The sequence below is a fragment of the Amycolatopsis dongchuanensis genome, from assembly GCF_039542405.1.
Taxonomy (GTDB): domain Bacteria; phylum Actinomycetota; class Actinomycetes; order Mycobacteriales; family Pseudonocardiaceae; genus Amycolatopsis_E; species Amycolatopsis_E sacchari.
In genome coordinates, this window is sequence record NZ_BAABIB010000032.1 from 1 (window position 1) to 15,209 (window position 15,209).

Below are 15,209 nucleotides of genomic sequence, written 5' to 3' on the forward strand. Positions count from 1 at the left end.
CGCGCCGCGCACCGCCGCCGCCCCGGGCGCCCGAGCCGGGCACTCCCGCCGCCCCCGGGCCCGAGCCGGGCACCGCCGCCGCCCCCGGGCGCCCGAGCCGGGCACCAACCCGCCGCAGGCGATGTGCCCCACCCGCGCCTCGCCACCCCCGCCCGTGTGGGGGAGGGCACCAGGGCCTAGCAGCGGGGGCGGGGATCGGTGCGTCCCCATAGCCGAACCGGGTTCGCGAGGTCGCACTATGGTGAGGCTGTTCGGCGTGATCGCGTGATCAAGGCTCAGTGGAGAGTTGCCTGAAATGAGTTCGACCGGTGTTTCGTCCCGTCCCGGCGTGGCCTCCGGGCGGGAGACCCTTCAACGGCGACCGGCCAGCCCCGAGCAGATCCGGGACGAGCTGATCGAAGCTGCCGCCCAGCAGGCACCCGACATCGCCGACCTCATCCGCCTCTACTACCGCCACCTGCCCGCCGAGGAGGTCCTCGGCGACGACCCCGTCGACCTCGTCGGCGCCGTCCGGTCGCACTGCCAGTTCGCCGAACAGCGCGTCCCCGGGAGACCGGGCGTCCGGCTGTTCAACCCCACCACCGCCGAAGACGGCTGGACCCGCGACGCGACCGTCGTGCAGATCGTCACCGACGACATGCCCTACCTGGTCGACTCGATCACCGCCAAGCTCGCCCGCGACGGGCTGCAGGTCCAGCGGCTGGTCCACCCCATCGTCGTCGTCAGCAGGGACATCACCGGCAAGCTCCTCGAAATCCACCCCACCGCCGACGCCGCCCAGCCCCCCGAGGGCGCCGCCGCGGAATCGTGGATGTACGTCGAGGTCGACCGCATCACCGACCCCACCCGGGCGCGGGAACTGGACACCCGCCTGACCTCCGTCCTCGCCGACGTGCGCGAGGTCGTCGAGGACACCGAGAAGATGGTGCAGGCCGCGAACGACGTCGCCCGGGAACTCGACGACAACCCGCCGCCGCTGCCCGCCGACGAGATCGCCGAGAGCGCCGCGCTGCTGCGCTGGCTCGCCCGCGGTCACTTCACCTTCCTCGGCTACCGCCGCTTCGAGGTCACCGAAGGCGAACCCGGCGACGACGAACCCGCCTTGCGCGCCTCCCTCGCCTCCGGACTCGGCGTGCTGCGGCAGGACAACCTCGCCGCCCGTAGCCTCACCGCCGGCCCTGACACGGCGGGCAACGCCCTCAAGCCCGAGCTCCTCGTCCTCACCCAGGCCAGCGCCCCCTCCACGGTGCACCGGCCCGTCTACCCCTACTACGTCGGCGTGAAGACGTTCGACGAGCGCGGCCAGGTCACCGGCGAACACCGCTTCCTCGGCATGTTCACCACCAGCGCCCTGCACGAGGATGTCCTCGACATCCCCGTCGTCGCGCGCAAGGTCCGCGACGTCATCCACCGCGCCGGCTACCCGATGGAGTCCTTCTCCGGCCAGCGCATGCTGGAGGTCCTGCAGAACTGGCCGCGGGCCGACCTGTTCTCCGCCGACCGGGACTCGCTGTACTCCACGGCGATCGGCGCGATCACGCTGTCCGACCGGCGGCGGCTGCGGCTGTTCCTGCGGCGCGACCCCTACGGCCGCTTCTACTCGTGCCTCGTCTTCCTCCCGCGCGACCGCTACACGACCCGTTCGCGCCTGGCGATGCAGGAAGTCCTGCTCGCCGAACTCGAAGGCACCCACCTCGAGTACGGCACGCGCGTCGGCGAGACCGCGCTCGCCCAGGTGCACTTCATCGTCCACACCGACCCCAGCCGCCAGCTGGAACCGGACACGCTGCGCATCCAGGAACGCCTCAACGCGGCCGTGCGCAGCTGGGACGACCTGATGGTCGACGCGATCCTCGCCGAGCGGCGTGAGGGCGGCCGGGCCACGACCGTCGGCGAGGAGTCCGCCACCGAGCTGGGCCAGCGTTACGCGGGCGTGTTCCCCGAGGCCTACAAGGAGGACTTCAGCGCCGTCGACGCGCTGGCCGACCTCCGCAGGCTGGAGTCGCTGCGCGACGAGCAGGACCTGGCGATGTCGTTCTACGTGCCGGCGGACGCCGAGCCGGGGGAGCGGCGCTTCAAGCTGTACCTGCTGGGCGAGGGCGTCACGCTCTCGGCCGTGCTGCCCGTGCTGCAGCGCATGGGTGTCGAGGTCGTGGACGAGCGGCCGTACGAGCTGCGCCGCGAGGACGGCACCCGCTCGTGGATCTACGACTTCGGCCTGCGCATCCGGCAGCAGGCGCTCGACGACCTCACCGAGCAGGACGAGCAGGACCTGCGGGTCCGCTTCCAGGACGCGTTCGCCGCCGCCTGGCGCGGTGACTGCGAGATCGACGGCTACAACTCGCTGGTCCTGCGCGCGGGGCTGACCTGGCGGCAGGCGTCCGTGCTGCGGGCCTACGCGCGCTACCTCCGCCAGGCCCGCACGCCGTACTCGCAGGAGTACATCGAGGACGCCGTGCTGGCGCACACGGACATCGCCACCAAGCTGCTCGAACTGTTCGAGCACCGCTTCGACCTGGCGACCGACCCGGAGTCCGACGCGCAGTCCCAGACCCTCGTCGACGAGATCACCTCGATGATCGACGGGGTGACGAGCCTCGACCAGGACCGCATCCTGCGGCGCCTGCTCGCGGTCATCTGCGCGACCCTGCGCACCAACTACAGGGTGACCGACGACGACGGGAACCCGCGCCCGTTCCTGGCGATCAAGCTCGACCCGCAGAGCGTGCCGGACCTGCCCGAGCCGCGCCCGCGGTTCGAGATCTTCGTGTACTCGCCGCGCGTCGAGGGTGTGCACCTGCGGTTCGGCGCCGTCGCCCGCGGTGGGCTGCGCTGGTCGGACCGGCGTGAGGACTTCCGCACGGAGATCCTGGGCCTGGTCAAGGCGCAGGCCGTGAAGAACGCGGTCATCGTGCCGGTCGGCGCGAAGGGCGGGTTCGTCGTCAAGCGCCCGCCGGCGCCGACGGGCGACCCCGGCGTGGACCGCGACGCGCAGCTGACCGAGGGCATCGCCTGCTACCGCATGTTCATCTCGGGCCTGCTGGACCTGACCGACAACCGCGTCGAGGGCCGGACGGTGCCCGCGAAGGACGTGGTGCGCTACGACGCCGACGACACGTACCTGGTGGTCGCGGCGGACAAGGGCACCGCGACGTTCTCCGACATCGCCAACGAGGTGTCGGCGAGCTACGGCTTCTGGCTCGGTGACGCCTTCGCCTCCGGTGGTTCCGTGGGCTACGACCACAAGGCCATGGGCATCACCGCGCGCGGCGCGTGGGAGAGCGTCAAGCGGCACTTCCGCGAGCTGGGCGTGGACACGCAGCGGCAGGACTTCACGGTCGTCGGCATCGGTGACATGGCGGGCGACGTGTTCGGCAACGGGATGCTGCTCTCGGAGCACATCCGGCTGGTGGCCGCCTTCAACCACCTGCACATCTTCCTGGACCCCGACCCGGACGCGAAGACGTCGTTCGCCGAGCGCAAGCGGTTGTTCGCGCTGCCGCGCTCGTCGTGGGAGGACTACGACCGTTCCCTGATCAGCGAGGGCGGCGGGATCTACTCGCGCAGCGCCAAGACGATCGCGATCACGCCGCAGGTGCGCCGCGCGCTCGGTCTCGCCGAGGACGTCACGCACCTGTCCCCGGCGGAGCTGATCAAGGCGATCCTGCTCGCCCCGGTGGACCTGCTGTGGAACGGCGGTATCGGCACCTACGTCAAGGCCGAGGACGAGACGCACGCCGACGCGGGCGACAAGGCCAACGACGCCGTCCGCGTCAACGGCAAGGACCTGCGGGTGAAGGTCGTCGGCGAGGGCGGCAACCTCGGGCTGACCCAGCGCGGCCGCATCGAGTTCGCCCGCACGGGCGGCAAGATCAACACCGACGCGCTGGACAACTCGGCCGGCGTGGACTGCTCGGACCACGAGGTCAACATCAAGATCTTCCTCGACCACCTGGTCGCGGCGGGGCAGCTGGACCGCGAGCAGCGCAACAGCCTGCTGCACGAGATGACCGACGAGGTCGCCGAGCTCGTGCTGGCCGACAACTACCACCAGAACTCGGTGCTCGGCGTGAGCCGGGCGCACGCTCCGGGCATGGTGAGCGTGCACGAGCGGCAGGTCGCGGCGCTGGAGGCCGCGGGCGCGCTGGACCGGGAGCTGGAGTCGCTGCCGACGAAGGCCCAGTTCCGCGAGCTGGAGAAGGCGGGCCGCGGCCTGACCTCCCCGGAGCTGGCGACGCTGCTCGCGCACGTCAAGCTCGACCTGAAGGACGAGCTGCTGGCCAGCGAGCTGCCCGACGCGGAGGTGTTCGCGCGGCGGCTGCCGGAGTACTTCCCGAAGCCGTTGCGGGAGCGGTTCTCCGACGCCATCGCCGAGCACCCGCTGCGCAGGCAGATCATCAGCACGATGCTCGTCAACGAGGTCGTCGACGGCGCGGGGATCACGTACGCGTTCCGCCTCGCCGAGGAGATGAACGCGACCGCCACCGACGCCGTGCGCGCGTACACGGTGGTCACGCGCGTCTACGAGTTGGACTCCCTGTGGAGCGCGATCCACGCGCTCGACAACGTCGTGGACACCCGCATCACCGACGCGATGATGCTGGAGTCGCGGCGGTTGCTCGACCGCGCGGCCCGCTGGTTCCTGGCGAACCGCCCGCAGCCGATCGCGGTCGGCGCGGAGATGAGCCGCTTCGGCGACAACGTCGCGAAGCTCGCGCCGAAGGTCCGCGAGATGCTGGGCGGCCGGGAGGCGGAGACCGTCGCCGAGCGCACCAAGCGGTTCTGCGGCGAGGGCGTGCCGACGGAGCTGGCGGACCGCGTCGCGGTGCTGCTGGACTCCTACGGGCTGCTGGACGTCATCGAGGTCACCGAGCTGGCGGAGCGGGAGGCCAGGGTCGACGCCGAGCGCAGCCCGCTGGAAACCGCGCAGCTGTACTACGCGCTGTCGGCGCACCTCAACGTCGACCAGCTGCTGACCTCGATCAGCGCGCTCGAACGCGGCAACCGCTGGCACGCGCTCGCGCGGCTCTCGCTGCGTGACGACGTGTACTCGTCCCTGCGGGCGATCACGCTGGACGCGTTGCGGCACAGCGACCCCGAGGACTCCACCGAGGAGAAGATCGCCCAGTGGGAGAAGGCGAACGCGTCGCGGCTGTCGCGGGCGCGGGTCGCGCTGGACGAGATCGGCCGTTCGGGCAGGCTGGACCTGGCGACGCTGTCGGTGGCGGCGCGCCAGCTGCGGAGCACGGTGAGGTAGCGGGTGTACGTGGCGATGGTCCGGCCGCGCTGGTCGGACATGGACGTGTTCGGGCACGTGAACCACGCGCGGATGGTGACGCTGCTCGAAGAGGCCCGGGTCCCGCTGTTGTTCGGCGAGGCGGGCGAAGCCGGGCTCGCGGAGTTCGCCAAGGGTATGGTCGTGGTGAAGCTGTCCGTGCACTACAAGGTGCCGATCGTGGTCGCCGGGCAGGAGATCCGCGTCGAGGTTTCCTTGCGGGAGCTGAGGTTCGCCTCGGCCACCCTCGACTACCGGGTCCACAGTGGACCTTCCGAGGCGGATCCCGTCGCGGTCGTCGCGGACACCGTGCTCGCGCCCTACGACGTGGCGACGGGGCGGCCGCGCCGGTTCACGGACGAGGAACGTAAGTTCCTGCGCGACAGGCTGGCGGAGGGGACCGATGACTGACAGCGTCCGGGGCACGGCCACCGAGCTGCGCATCGCGGACAGCGCGGACCGCGAGACGCTCAGCGCGTTCGTCGCCCGCGCGGTCCGGCTGGACGGGCAGTGCGCGGTGCGGCTGCGCAACCGCGGCGAGGAGGTCGTGGAAGCGTGGGTCGCGACGCCGTTCGAGGTGCTCGCGACCCGCGCCGTCTCCGGGCAGAGCACTCCGCGTGACGTGACGGTGTCCGGCAACGAACTGCTCGCCGCGCTCACCGTCGCGCCGGGGGAGCGGATGGACCCCGGCCCGGCGCGGGACCTGCTGTGGCACGCCGAACTGCCCGCCGGCGGGCAGTGGCAGCACGTCGACGACGTGCCGGTGCGCGTGATCGGCGAGCTGACCGACCGCGGCGTCGGGCTCGCGCGGGAGCACGTCGGCCCGCACGGCACGCCGCCCGCGTCGCTGATGGACCAGACGGTGCTCACCGTCAGTGGGGACGGCATCGAGGTCAAGATCCCGATGCGCTGCCTGTTCGCGTTGTCCGGCATGGGTTTTGTCGATTCGTCGATCGAAGAGGACGTGGTGCGGGTGACCGCGACAAGCTCGTGGCTCCGCCTCGACGGCCGTTATGGAGCGGTCTTGCGGCGACGCCAGGCGTTGTTGCCCTTGCTGTTCTGAGAGGAGCCCGGGATGCGGAAGCCGACCAGCCACGAGCGGATGACCGGACAGCACTGGGACGCGTCCTACCAGAGGGACGAACCGGCGCCGTGGGACATCGGCGGCCCGCAGCCCACGGTGGTGCGCCTGGCGGCCGGGGGCGGGTTCACCGGCTCCGTGCTCGACGCCGGTTGTGGCACCGGGGAAAACGCACTGCACCTCGCCTCGCTGGGGCTGCCGGTGCTGGGCTTCGACGTGGCCGGGACGGCGCTGGCGATGGCCCGGCAGAAGGCCGCGGACCGGCGGCTGGCAGCGGAGTTCGTGGAGGCGGACGCGCTCCGGCTCGATCGGCTGGGGCGCCGGTTCGACACCGTGCTCGACTGCGGGTTGTTCCACACCTTCGACAGCGACGAGCGGCGGGAGTACGCGGCGAGCCTGGCGACGGCGACGGCGACGGAGCACGGGGGCACGCTGTACGTGCTGTGCTTCAGCGACGAGGGCACGGACACCGGCCCGCACCCGGTCAGCCGGGAGGACCTCACCGCGGCGTTCGGGGTGGGGTGGACCGTGGCCGCCATCGTGCCGGAACGGGTGCGGACGACCTTCCACGACGAGAACGGCGCACCGGCCTGGCTCGCGACGATCAGGCGGAGCTGAGGACGTGACCGCGGTACTCGGGACCGAGCGGGCGCACCGTGGCCTCGCCGGGGTTCCTTGACCACCGATCAGGGGGCGACGATCAGCAGCTGCCCGGAGCACCCGCGTGGCCTCGTCGACCGCGCGGTACCGCTGCCCGGGCGACGACCCGGCGGCCGACGCGATCAGCCGGTTCTTCGGCCTCAGCTGGCAGCTCCCCCGCCGGTACCCGCTGCTGTTGGACCCCGCCCTGAACCGGAGCCTCCGAGTCGACGGCAGCGACCCGCACCGGCGATGAGCGCCTGGCTCGCCGCCGTGATTCTCGAACTCGGCCGCACCGCGGCCGCCCCAGCTGCCGCAGGCCGCAGCACCGCCGACGAGGCGAAGGTCGTGCTGCGGAAAAGCGCGTTGCGGCTCTGTGAGGCGGGCTAGAGGCTTCGGTCCGTGACGTTCTTGATGACGTTCTCGGGGCCGCCTGCCCAGCCAATGCCGCTGACGCCCGAGTTCACGTCCGAGACCTACGAGTCTTCGTCATGGAGGCGTGCGCCGTTCTCGCCGAAGTGGGATGCCGCCTGCGGATAATCCCACAACAGCCGTTCGTCCCGATCGGGGTCGTCGACTGGGGTGCTGACGGTGTCGAACAACATCGTGGTGCGGGTCGACGGGGTGTAGCGCGGCCAGGACGGCTCGCCGTGGACGAAGCGGACCCACGCGTCGTGCATGGTGGTGGTGATGGGTCGCGCCCGGGCGGTGTCGCGGCCGAGGAACAGCCGGAAGAACGGGTTGTCCAGATCGTCGAAGACCAGGGGTACGTCGAGGCCGTGGCAGGCGCCCATGCCCCGCACCCCGCTCCGCCAGTCCAGCCGGTACATCCACACCTCGCCACCGGCCGCGTGCTGCGCCTCGGCGAAGCGGATCGCCGGCAACCACCAGTCGGCCGCCGTCGTGACGCGCGCGGTCAGCTCGTCCTCGGACAGGTCCGGGAACCGCTCCCGGTAGTGGGCCAGCGCGCCGTCGTACGCGCGCCGGTCGAGCGTGAGCGGGCCGGAGGACTGGCCGAGCGCGCGGAACAGGTCCTCCTCGTCGTGGTTCGTCCCGATCAGCAGCCGCACCTCGGCGGCACTGCCCGCGGCGACGGCGTCCAGCGGCGGCCGCGTCAGCTCCGCGCCGTCCACCACCACCCGGTACGGCACCCGGTTCGACGACCGGCGGACCTGGGCTTCGACGATCCGCTCGGCGGGCAGCTCCCGCAGCTTTCCGGCCGTCTCCGGCGTCAAGTCCAGCTCCGCCAGCAACTCGCCCGCCGTGCGCCGCGCCGCTTCCGGCGTGTCCACCAGCGAGCCGACCCCGGTGCCGCTCTGCACGATCGCCTGCTGGAACAGGCCGCGCGCGGCTGGGGCGGCCAGCAGGGTGCCCACCGTGCGGCCGCCGTTGGACTCGCCGGCGAGCGTCACCCGCTCCGGGTCACCGCCGAACTTCGCGATGTGGTCCCGCACCCAGCGCAGGGCCGCGATCTGGTCCAGCAACGCGAAGTTCCCACCGCCGAACACCTCGGGCAGGTAGAGCAGGCCCAGCGCGCCCAGCCGGTACGCGATCGTCACGACGACCACGCCGTGCTCGGCGAACCTGGTCCCGTCGTAGTCGTGCGGGGAACCGGTGACCCCGCCACCGCCGTGGATCCAGACCAGCACCGGGTGCGGCCCGGGCGCCTCGGGCGCGTACACGTTCAGGTACAGGCAGTCCTCGCTGCCGGTCAGCCCGCGGCCGAGGATGTCGGGCTGCAGCGAAGAGGGGGCCGGGGCGTCCTCGCCGGACCACGGACCGGGCGGCTGGGGCGGCGCGAACCGCAGCTCACCGACCGGCGGGGCCGCGTAGGGGATGCCGCGGAAGACGCGGGCCATCAGTCCCAGCTGTTCAGCATGCTGTGGGCGGCCATCTCCAGGTAGTTCCACAGCTGCTGCTCCAGGTGCGGCGGCAGGTCGGCCTCGTCCACCGCGATCCGCATCGCGCGGAGCCACGCGTCACGCTCCAGCGGGCCGACCTTGAACGGCGCGTGCCGCATCCGCAGCCGGGGGTGACCACGCTGCTCGGAGTAGGTGTGCGGGCCGCCCCAGTACTGCATGAGGAACAGCCGCAGGCGCTCCTCCGCCGGCCCGAGGTCCTCCTCGGGGTAGAGCGGCCGCAGCACCTCGTCGTCCGCCACCTCGGCGTAGAAGCGGGCGACGATCTTGCGGAAGGTCGGCTCGCCGCCGACGGCCTCGTAGAAGGACTGGGGTTCGGACACGACTCCTATTGTGCCGCGTTCGCCGGACCCACGAACCGGCCCATGGGCGGTTCGAAGCCCGCCTCCTCCAGTCCCGCGATCACGCGGGCCCGCAGCGCGCGCTGCACCGACCACTGCTTGCCGGGCCGCACCTTCGCCGTCACGCGGATCGTGATGCCCTCCGGTGTGACGCTCTCCACGCCCAGCACCTCCGGCGGCTCCAGCACGTCCTCCGACAGCGGCTCCTCCGCGACAGCCGCGGTCACGCTCGCCGTCAGCACGTCGACGGCGCGGTCGACGTCCGCGGTGTAGCTCAGCGGCACGTCGACGACCGCGTTCGCGTAGCCCTGGCTGGAGTTGCCGACCCGCAGCACCTCGCCGTTGCGGACGTACCAGACGGTGCCCTTCATGTCCCGCAGCGTCGTGATGCGCAGCCCGACGGACTCGACGGTGCCGCTGGCCGGGCCGATGTCGATCACGTCCCCGACGCCGTACTGGTCCTCCAGCATCATGAACATGCCGGACAGGAAGTCCTTGACCAGGTTCTGCGCCCCGAAGCCCAGCGCGACACCGACGATCCCGGCCGACGCGATGATCGGCCCCAGGTTGATGCCCAGCTCGCCGAGGATCTGGATGAACGCGAGCCCGAACACCACGAACGACGTCAGCGACTTGAGCACCGAGCCGATGGTCTTCGCCCGCTGCCGCCGCCGCTCCAGCACCACGGGACCGAGCAGGTCGGGCGCGCGCTCACGCAGGGGGCGCAGCAGCGCGGGCAGGCGACGGCCGTTGCCGCGCGGGATCTCGGTGACCCGGTCGATGAGCTTGCGCAGCAGGAACCGGATCAGCACCGCGACGGCGAGGATGAGCAGGATCTTGATCGGCTTGGCGATCAGCCAGCCCGCCGACGCCGCCAGCCACTCGTTGTGGGTCAGCTGGAACACCTGGTAACACCAGGTGCCCTTGTCGGTCACGCACTGCGGGGTCTCGGTCAGCAGCGGGTTCACGGGGCCCTTCCTAGCCTGGACCGCCCTCGTTCACGTGAACTTCGGACGGATCTCACAGGACACGTCTTCTAACACGGTCGCATTTCCGGGGTGATCTGTGGTCTGCTATGACCGCACCGGTGGAGGTGGTCGAGTGCCAGACCGACAACCGATCCCCCTCGGCGCCGCCGACCACGATCCCGTGGCGGGACAGGCGCCGGAGGTAGCCCTGCGCGCCTATCCGGGTGGGGTCTCCCACCCGAGTGGGCCGCCCCCGCGGAGCGGAGGCCGGACGGCCCGCCCGCCGGGACAGCGTAGAGGCCGGGATCCCGCGGTCGGCACGGCCCCCGGGTGGGGGCGGCGCAGGGTGCTCCTGCTCAACGCCACCTACGAACCGCTGACGGCGCTGCCGCTGCGGCGGGCCGTGGTGCTGGTGATGTGCGGGAAGGCCGACGTGGTGCACGGAGATCCGGCGGGGCTCACGCTGCACGCGGCCACGACGTCGCTGCCCGTGCCCTCGGTGATCCGCCTGTCCACCTACGTCCGGGTGCCCTACCGCGCCCAGGTGCCGCTCACCCGTGCCGGGCTCATGCACCGGGACCGCTACCGCTGCGCCTACTGCGGTGGCAGGGCCGACACCATCGACCACGTCATCCCGCGCAGCCGGGGTGGCCCCCACAGCTGGCAGAACTGCGTCGCCTGCTGCGCCAAGTGCAACCACCGCAAGGCCGACAAGCTGCTGTCCGAGCTGGGCTGGCACCTGCGGGTGGTGCCGACCGCCCCGCACGGTCCGCACTGGCGGCTGCTCGTGCACAGCGGAGACGCGGATCCGCTGTGGCGGCCCTATCTCGGCGCCGCAGCTTAGCAAGATCCCCCGCCCACACCTTCGCCCCGGTCGTCGTCTCGACGGCCGGGGCGCTGTGGTGCGTGAAGGTGTGGTTCAGGCGGCGGTCACGCGGGTGCCCGCGGTGACGCGCGTGCCACGGGTGACCCGGGTGCCGCGCGTGACGCGGGTGCCGGCGGTCACGCGGGTGCCGCGGGTGACGCGCGTACCCCTCGTGACGCGGGTCCCCGCGGTGACACGGGTACCCCTCGTGACCCGAGTACCCCTGGTCACACGGGTACCGCACGTGACGCGGGTGCCGGCGGTCACCCTCGTGCCCCGCGTGACGCGGGTGCCACGACCGCTCTCGGTGGCGATCAGTGACGGAACGTGGCCGACGTTGGGCTGAGCGGGGGTAAGCGCGAGGTTCATGACATGTCCTCCGGGGACCCAGTGCGTTACATTGCGGGAAGGGGAGCGAGGCGCAAGGCCCGTACAGGTGAAAAAGCTACGAGGATTTGTCCCCGGGAACAACCCGAATTGCGGTGAGTGCGGCCGGCCGTACGGCGAGTTGCCATCATTCGCGCAAGGGTCTTTCGGCCCATTGTGTGAACGGACGGACGGCACACGGCGGACGGCGGCCCCGAAGCGGCGAACGGGCTTGACCCTCCGCACACGAACGGGCTGATGCTCCTCCCGTGGGATGAAGGCGTATCGGCTAAGGTTCTCCCTCGTGAGCATCGTCGAGACAATCCTGGTCTTCGCGCTGATCCCGGCGGCCATCTACGGCGTGGTCGCACTGGTGACGTTGCGGTCGAAGTTCGCCGGGAACCCCCGCTACCGTCCGGGCCAGCCCTGGGAGTACCCGCCGATGTGGTGGAGCGGTAACCCGGAGGGCGTCGGCGCGCATCGGCAGGTGAACTCCGGCGAGGCGTCGGGGACGGCAGTGGGAGGTGCCCGTGGCAGCTGGTGAGCTGGTCCAGCAGACGGAGTCCGGCGAGGCGGAGTTCGGCGTCGGCATTACGTCGACCGGACGCCGGTCGATCGCCCGGATGTACGAACCCGCTAAGCCGTCCGTCCCGTTCAGCGTGCCCCAGCTCGCCCGTCTCGACGAGGCGCTGACGCTGGCGAGCCGGGAGACGGGCATCGACTTCAGCGTGTACCTCGGCGAGCTGGGTGGCGACACCCGCGAGGCCGCCGAGCGGCTGCACGCCTCGATCGGCGCCGCCGCGGCTCACTCGGTGCTCATCGCGGTGTCGCCCGGCGAGCGCGTCGTCGAGGTCGTCACCGGCGCCGAGGCGTTCCCCCGGCTGCCCGACCGCGCCGCCAAGCTCGCGGTGATGAGCATGGTCGCGTCCTTCAAGGAGGGTGACCTGATCGGCGGCCTCGTCTCGGGCCTCCGCATGCTCGCCGACCAGGCGGGGCACGCCCCGGCCTGATCCGCGGAACACGAAGAACGGCCGGCCTCCCGAGCGGGAGGCCGGCCGTTCTCGTATCCGTCAGCTCTCGTCGAACTCGCGCGCGGCCAGTGCGCGCACGATCCCGGCCCGGCCCTCCGACACGAGGCGGCGCAACGCGGCGGGCCGCTCCTGCGCGAGCCACGCGTCCGCGGCGTCCACAGTGGACTGGTCCACGGCCCACGCGGGGAACAGCCCGACGACCGTGGGCTGGGCCCGCTCGCTGGAGCGGCGGCGCCACACGTCATCGATCACGTCGAAGTACTTCGCCACGTACTCGCCGAGCAGGTGCTTCTGCCCCGGGTGGGAGAAACCGCCGATGACGGCGTTGCTCATCGCGTTGGGCAGCTCGTCGTCGTACACCGCGCGCTGCCACGCCTCGGCCTTGCTCTCGGCGGTCGGCCGCATCGCCCGCGCGTACTCCGCGTGCCGCCGCCCCGTCGCGGTGTCGTCGCGCGCCAGCTCCGCGTCGATCTCCGCGTCGCCTGCCTTGCCGTGCGCGACGAGCGCGTTGAGCAGCCGCCAGCGCAGGTCCGCGTCGACGGTCAGGCCCTCCAGCGGGGACGAGCCGTCGAGCCAGCCCGCCAGCACCGCGAGCTTCTCGTCGTCGAGCACCGAACCGGTCAGCGAATTCACGAAGGCCAGCTGGTGGTCCGAACCCGGCTCGGCCGACCGGGCCAGCTCCAGCAGCCGCGTGGTGAACTCGGGCCAGCCCTGCTCGGCGGCCCAGCCCTGCTCGGCGTAGGAGTTCAGCGCGGTCTGCGCCTGCAGCAGCAGCCGCTGCACGACGCCGACCTCGGTCTCGGCGTGGATGCCGTGCGAGACGATCGCCACGAAGTCCCGCGCCTTCAGCTCGGCTTCGCGGGTCATCTCCCACGCGGCCGACCAGCACAGCGTGCGGGGGAGCGGCTCGGTGATGTCGGCGATCCGGTCGACCAGCGTGGTCAGCGAACCCGCGTCGAGGCGCATCGTGCAGTAGGTCAGGTCGTCGTCGTTGACCAGCACGAGCTTGCCCGCGGGCGCGCCCACGAGGTCGGGCACCTCGGTGACCTCACCCTCGACGTCCAGCTCGACCCGCTGGATGCGCACCAGGTTGCCGCTGGAGTCGTCGTCGTAGATCCCGACCGCGATCCGGTGCGTGCGCAGCTCGCCCGCGCCCGGCTTGGCGCCGCTCTGCACCACCGCGAACGACGTGAACCGGCCCTCGCCGTCGGTGTCGAACCGCGGGCGCAGCGAGTTCAGGCCCGTGGTCTCCAGCCACTGCGCGCTCCAGCCGGACAGGTCGCGCCCGGACGCCTGCTCCAGCGCCGCCAGCAGGTCCGCCAGCGTCGCGTTGCCCCACGCGTGCTTGCCGAAGTACACCCGCAGGCCGGCGAGGAAGTTGTCCAGGCCGACGTAGGACACCAGCTGCTTGAGCACGCTCGCGCCCTTGGCGTAGGTGATGCCGTCGAAGTTCACCTCGACGGCCTGCAGGTCCACGATGTCCGCCGCGATCGGGTGCGTCGAGGGCAGCTGGTCCTGGCGGTAGGCCCAGGACTTCTCGATGTTGGCGAAGCTGGTCCACGCGTGCTCGTACTCGGTGGCCTCGGCCTGCGCCAGCACGCTCGCGAACGTCGCGAACGACTCGTTCAGCCACAGGTCGTCCCACCAGCGCATGGTCACGAGGTCGCCGAACCACATGTGCGCCATCTCGTGCAGCAGCGTCTCGGCGCGGCGCTCGTAGGAGTAGCGGGTGACGCGGCTGCGGAACACGTAGTCCTCAAGGAACGTGACCGCGCCCGCGTTCTCCATCGCGCCCGCGTTGAACTCGGGCACGAACAGCTGGTCGTACTTGGAGAACGGGTACGGGGTCGCGAACGCCTTGTGGTAGAAGCCGAAACCCTGCTTGGTCTCGGTGAACAGGCGGTCGGCGTCCATGTGCTCGGCGAGCGAGGCGCGGCAGTAGATGCCGAGCGGGATCGTGCCGTGCTCGTCGGTGTACTGGTCGTGCCACTCGGCGTACGGGCCGGCGACGAGCGCGACGAGGTAGGTGGAGATGCGCTCGGACACGGCGAACACCGTCTTCGTCGCGCCCTCCGCCGTCTTCTCGGTGGACTCGACCTGCGCGTTCGACACGACCTTCCAGTCGCTCGGCGCGATCACGGTGAGGCGGTAGACCGACTTGAGGTCGGGCTGGTCGAAGCAGGCGAACATGCGCTTCGCGTCGGCGGTCTCGAACTGGGTGTAGAGGTAGACCGCGTCGTCGACCGGGTCGACGAACCGGTGCAGGCCCTCACCGGTGTTCATGTAACGGCAGTCGGCGCGCACGACGAGTTCGTTGGTCTCGGCGAGGTCCGGCAGGGCGATGCCGTCGTCCTCCACGTAGCCGGAGACGTCCAGCTCACGGCCGTTGAGCGTGGCCGAGCGGACTCCGGCGGCGACGATGTCCACCCAGGAACTCGCCCCGGCGCGTGCGCTCGCGAAGCGGATCGTGGTGGTCGACTCGAACGTCCGCTCGCCGGGGTGGCCGTTGCCGTCCGTCAGGTCGAGCAGGATGTCGTACGACTCGACGTCCAGCAGTTCCGCGCGCTGCTTTGCTTGGTCGCGGGTCAGGTTAGGGGCGGGCACAGGCACCTCGTAGCACTAGCGATGGTCATTGGGCTGTCTTGCTATCCAATCACGGATGGCCCGGGGAACAAGCGGAACGCGGCGGCTGTTGCCCTGGTTACCGCCAACTGTTGGCACGGC

Annotated in this window: 14 protein-coding genes; 9 read left to right on the plus strand and 5 right to left on the minus strand. The window is 71.3% G+C overall.

Going from position 1 to position 15,209, the window contains the following annotated elements:
- The first annotated feature begins 295 nt into the window (after positions 1–295).
- From ABFX51_RS05860 to ABFX51_RS05885, 6 genes are all read left to right on the plus strand, one after another.
- Positions 296–5,257, plus strand: coding sequence for an NAD-glutamate dehydrogenase (locus ABFX51_RS05860; RefSeq protein WP_091513348.1), 4,962 nt, complete (start codon positions 296–298; stop codon positions 5,255–5,257).
- Positions 5,258–5,272: 15 nt separating this feature from the next.
- The gene (locus ABFX51_RS05865; protein ID WP_177228896.1) at positions 5,273–5,686 is read left to right on the plus strand and encodes an acyl-CoA thioesterase; all 414 of its coding nucleotides are present in this window, start codon (positions 5,273–5,275) and stop codon (positions 5,684–5,686) included.
- Positions 5,679–6,338, plus strand: a complete 660-nt coding sequence (locus ABFX51_RS05870) for a DUF8010 domain-containing protein (protein ID WP_091513342.1) — start codon at positions 5,679–5,681, stop codon at positions 6,336–6,338. Before ABFX51_RS05865 ends, ABFX51_RS05870 begins: the two co-directional genes overlap by 8 nt.
- Before the next feature lie 12 nt (positions 6,339–6,350).
- Positions 6,351–6,974, plus strand: coding sequence for a class I SAM-dependent methyltransferase (locus tag ABFX51_RS05875; RefSeq protein ID WP_218153563.1), 624 nt, complete (start codon positions 6,351–6,353; stop codon positions 6,972–6,974).
- 106 nt (positions 6,975–7,080) lie between these two features.
- Positions 7,081–7,251, plus strand: a complete 171-nt coding sequence (locus ABFX51_RS05880) for a hypothetical protein (RefSeq protein WP_177228890.1) — start codon at positions 7,081–7,083, stop codon at positions 7,249–7,251.
- Positions 7,248–7,385 (plus strand): hypothetical protein, encoded by a 138-nt coding sequence (locus ABFX51_RS05885; RefSeq protein WP_177228889.1) that lies wholly within the window; start codon positions 7,248–7,250, stop codon positions 7,383–7,385. Before ABFX51_RS05880 ends, ABFX51_RS05885 begins: the two co-directional genes overlap by 4 nt.
- An 86-nt stretch (positions 7,386–7,471) precedes the next feature.
- On the opposite strand, the gene ABFX51_RS05890 is transcribed toward ABFX51_RS05885, so the two are convergent.
- The 3 genes from ABFX51_RS05890 to ABFX51_RS05900 are packed head-to-tail and all read right to left on the minus strand — an operon-like array spanning position 7,472 to position 10,223.
- The gene (locus ABFX51_RS05890) at positions 7,472–8,854 is read right to left on the minus strand and encodes a carboxylesterase/lipase family protein (RefSeq protein WP_091513341.1); all 1,383 of its coding nucleotides are present in this window, start codon (positions 8,852–8,854) and stop codon (positions 7,472–7,474) included.
- On the minus strand, positions 8,854–9,237 hold the full coding sequence (locus ABFX51_RS05895; protein ID WP_091513338.1) for a globin: 384 nt from the start codon (positions 9,235–9,237) through the stop codon (positions 8,854–8,856). The genes ABFX51_RS05890 and ABFX51_RS05895 overlap by 1 nt, the downstream gene beginning before the upstream one ends.
- A 5-nt stretch (positions 9,238–9,242) precedes the next feature.
- The gene (locus tag ABFX51_RS05900; protein ID WP_091513337.1) at positions 9,243–10,223 is read right to left on the minus strand and encodes a mechanosensitive ion channel family protein; all 981 of its coding nucleotides are present in this window, start codon (positions 10,221–10,223) and stop codon (positions 9,243–9,245) included.
- Positions 10,224–10,569: 346 nt separating this feature from the next.
- Here ABFX51_RS05900 and ABFX51_RS05905 point away from each other — a divergent pair, with 346 nt between their 5' ends.
- Complete coding sequence (locus ABFX51_RS05905) at positions 10,570–11,067, plus strand: HNH endonuclease (protein ID WP_091513334.1); 498 nt, start codon at positions 10,570–10,572, stop codon at positions 11,065–11,067.
- Positions 11,068–11,142: 75 nt separating this feature from the next.
- On the opposite strand, the gene ABFX51_RS05910 is transcribed toward ABFX51_RS05905, so the two are convergent.
- Positions 11,143–11,457 (minus strand): hypothetical protein, encoded by a 315-nt coding sequence (locus ABFX51_RS05910; RefSeq protein ID WP_091513332.1) that lies wholly within the window; start codon positions 11,455–11,457, stop codon positions 11,143–11,145.
- 301 nt (positions 11,458–11,758) lie between these two features.
- Here ABFX51_RS05910 and ctaJ point away from each other — a divergent pair, with 301 nt between their 5' ends.
- Both ctaJ and ABFX51_RS05920 read left to right on the plus strand, forming a co-directional pair.
- Positions 11,759–11,998 carry an aa3-type cytochrome oxidase subunit CtaJ gene (ctaJ, locus tag ABFX51_RS05915; RefSeq protein ID WP_091513330.1) on the plus strand — a complete coding sequence of 80 codons (240 nt, stop codon included), beginning with the start codon at positions 11,759–11,761 and terminating at the stop codon, positions 11,996–11,998.
- Positions 11,985–12,464 (plus strand): DUF5130 family protein, encoded by a 480-nt coding sequence (locus ABFX51_RS05920; protein ID WP_091513327.1) that lies wholly within the window; start codon positions 11,985–11,987, stop codon positions 12,462–12,464. The genes ctaJ and ABFX51_RS05920 overlap by 14 nt, the downstream gene beginning before the upstream one ends.
- A gap of 60 nt (positions 12,465–12,524) precedes the next feature.
- Here ABFX51_RS05920 and pepN read toward each other — a convergent pair whose 3' ends face one another.
- Positions 12,525–15,089: an aminopeptidase N gene (gene pepN, locus ABFX51_RS05925; RefSeq protein ID WP_091513324.1), complete on the minus strand. Its 2,565-nt coding sequence runs from the start codon at positions 15,087–15,089 to the stop codon at positions 12,525–12,527.
- Between the last annotated feature and the right edge of the window lie 120 nt (positions 15,090–15,209).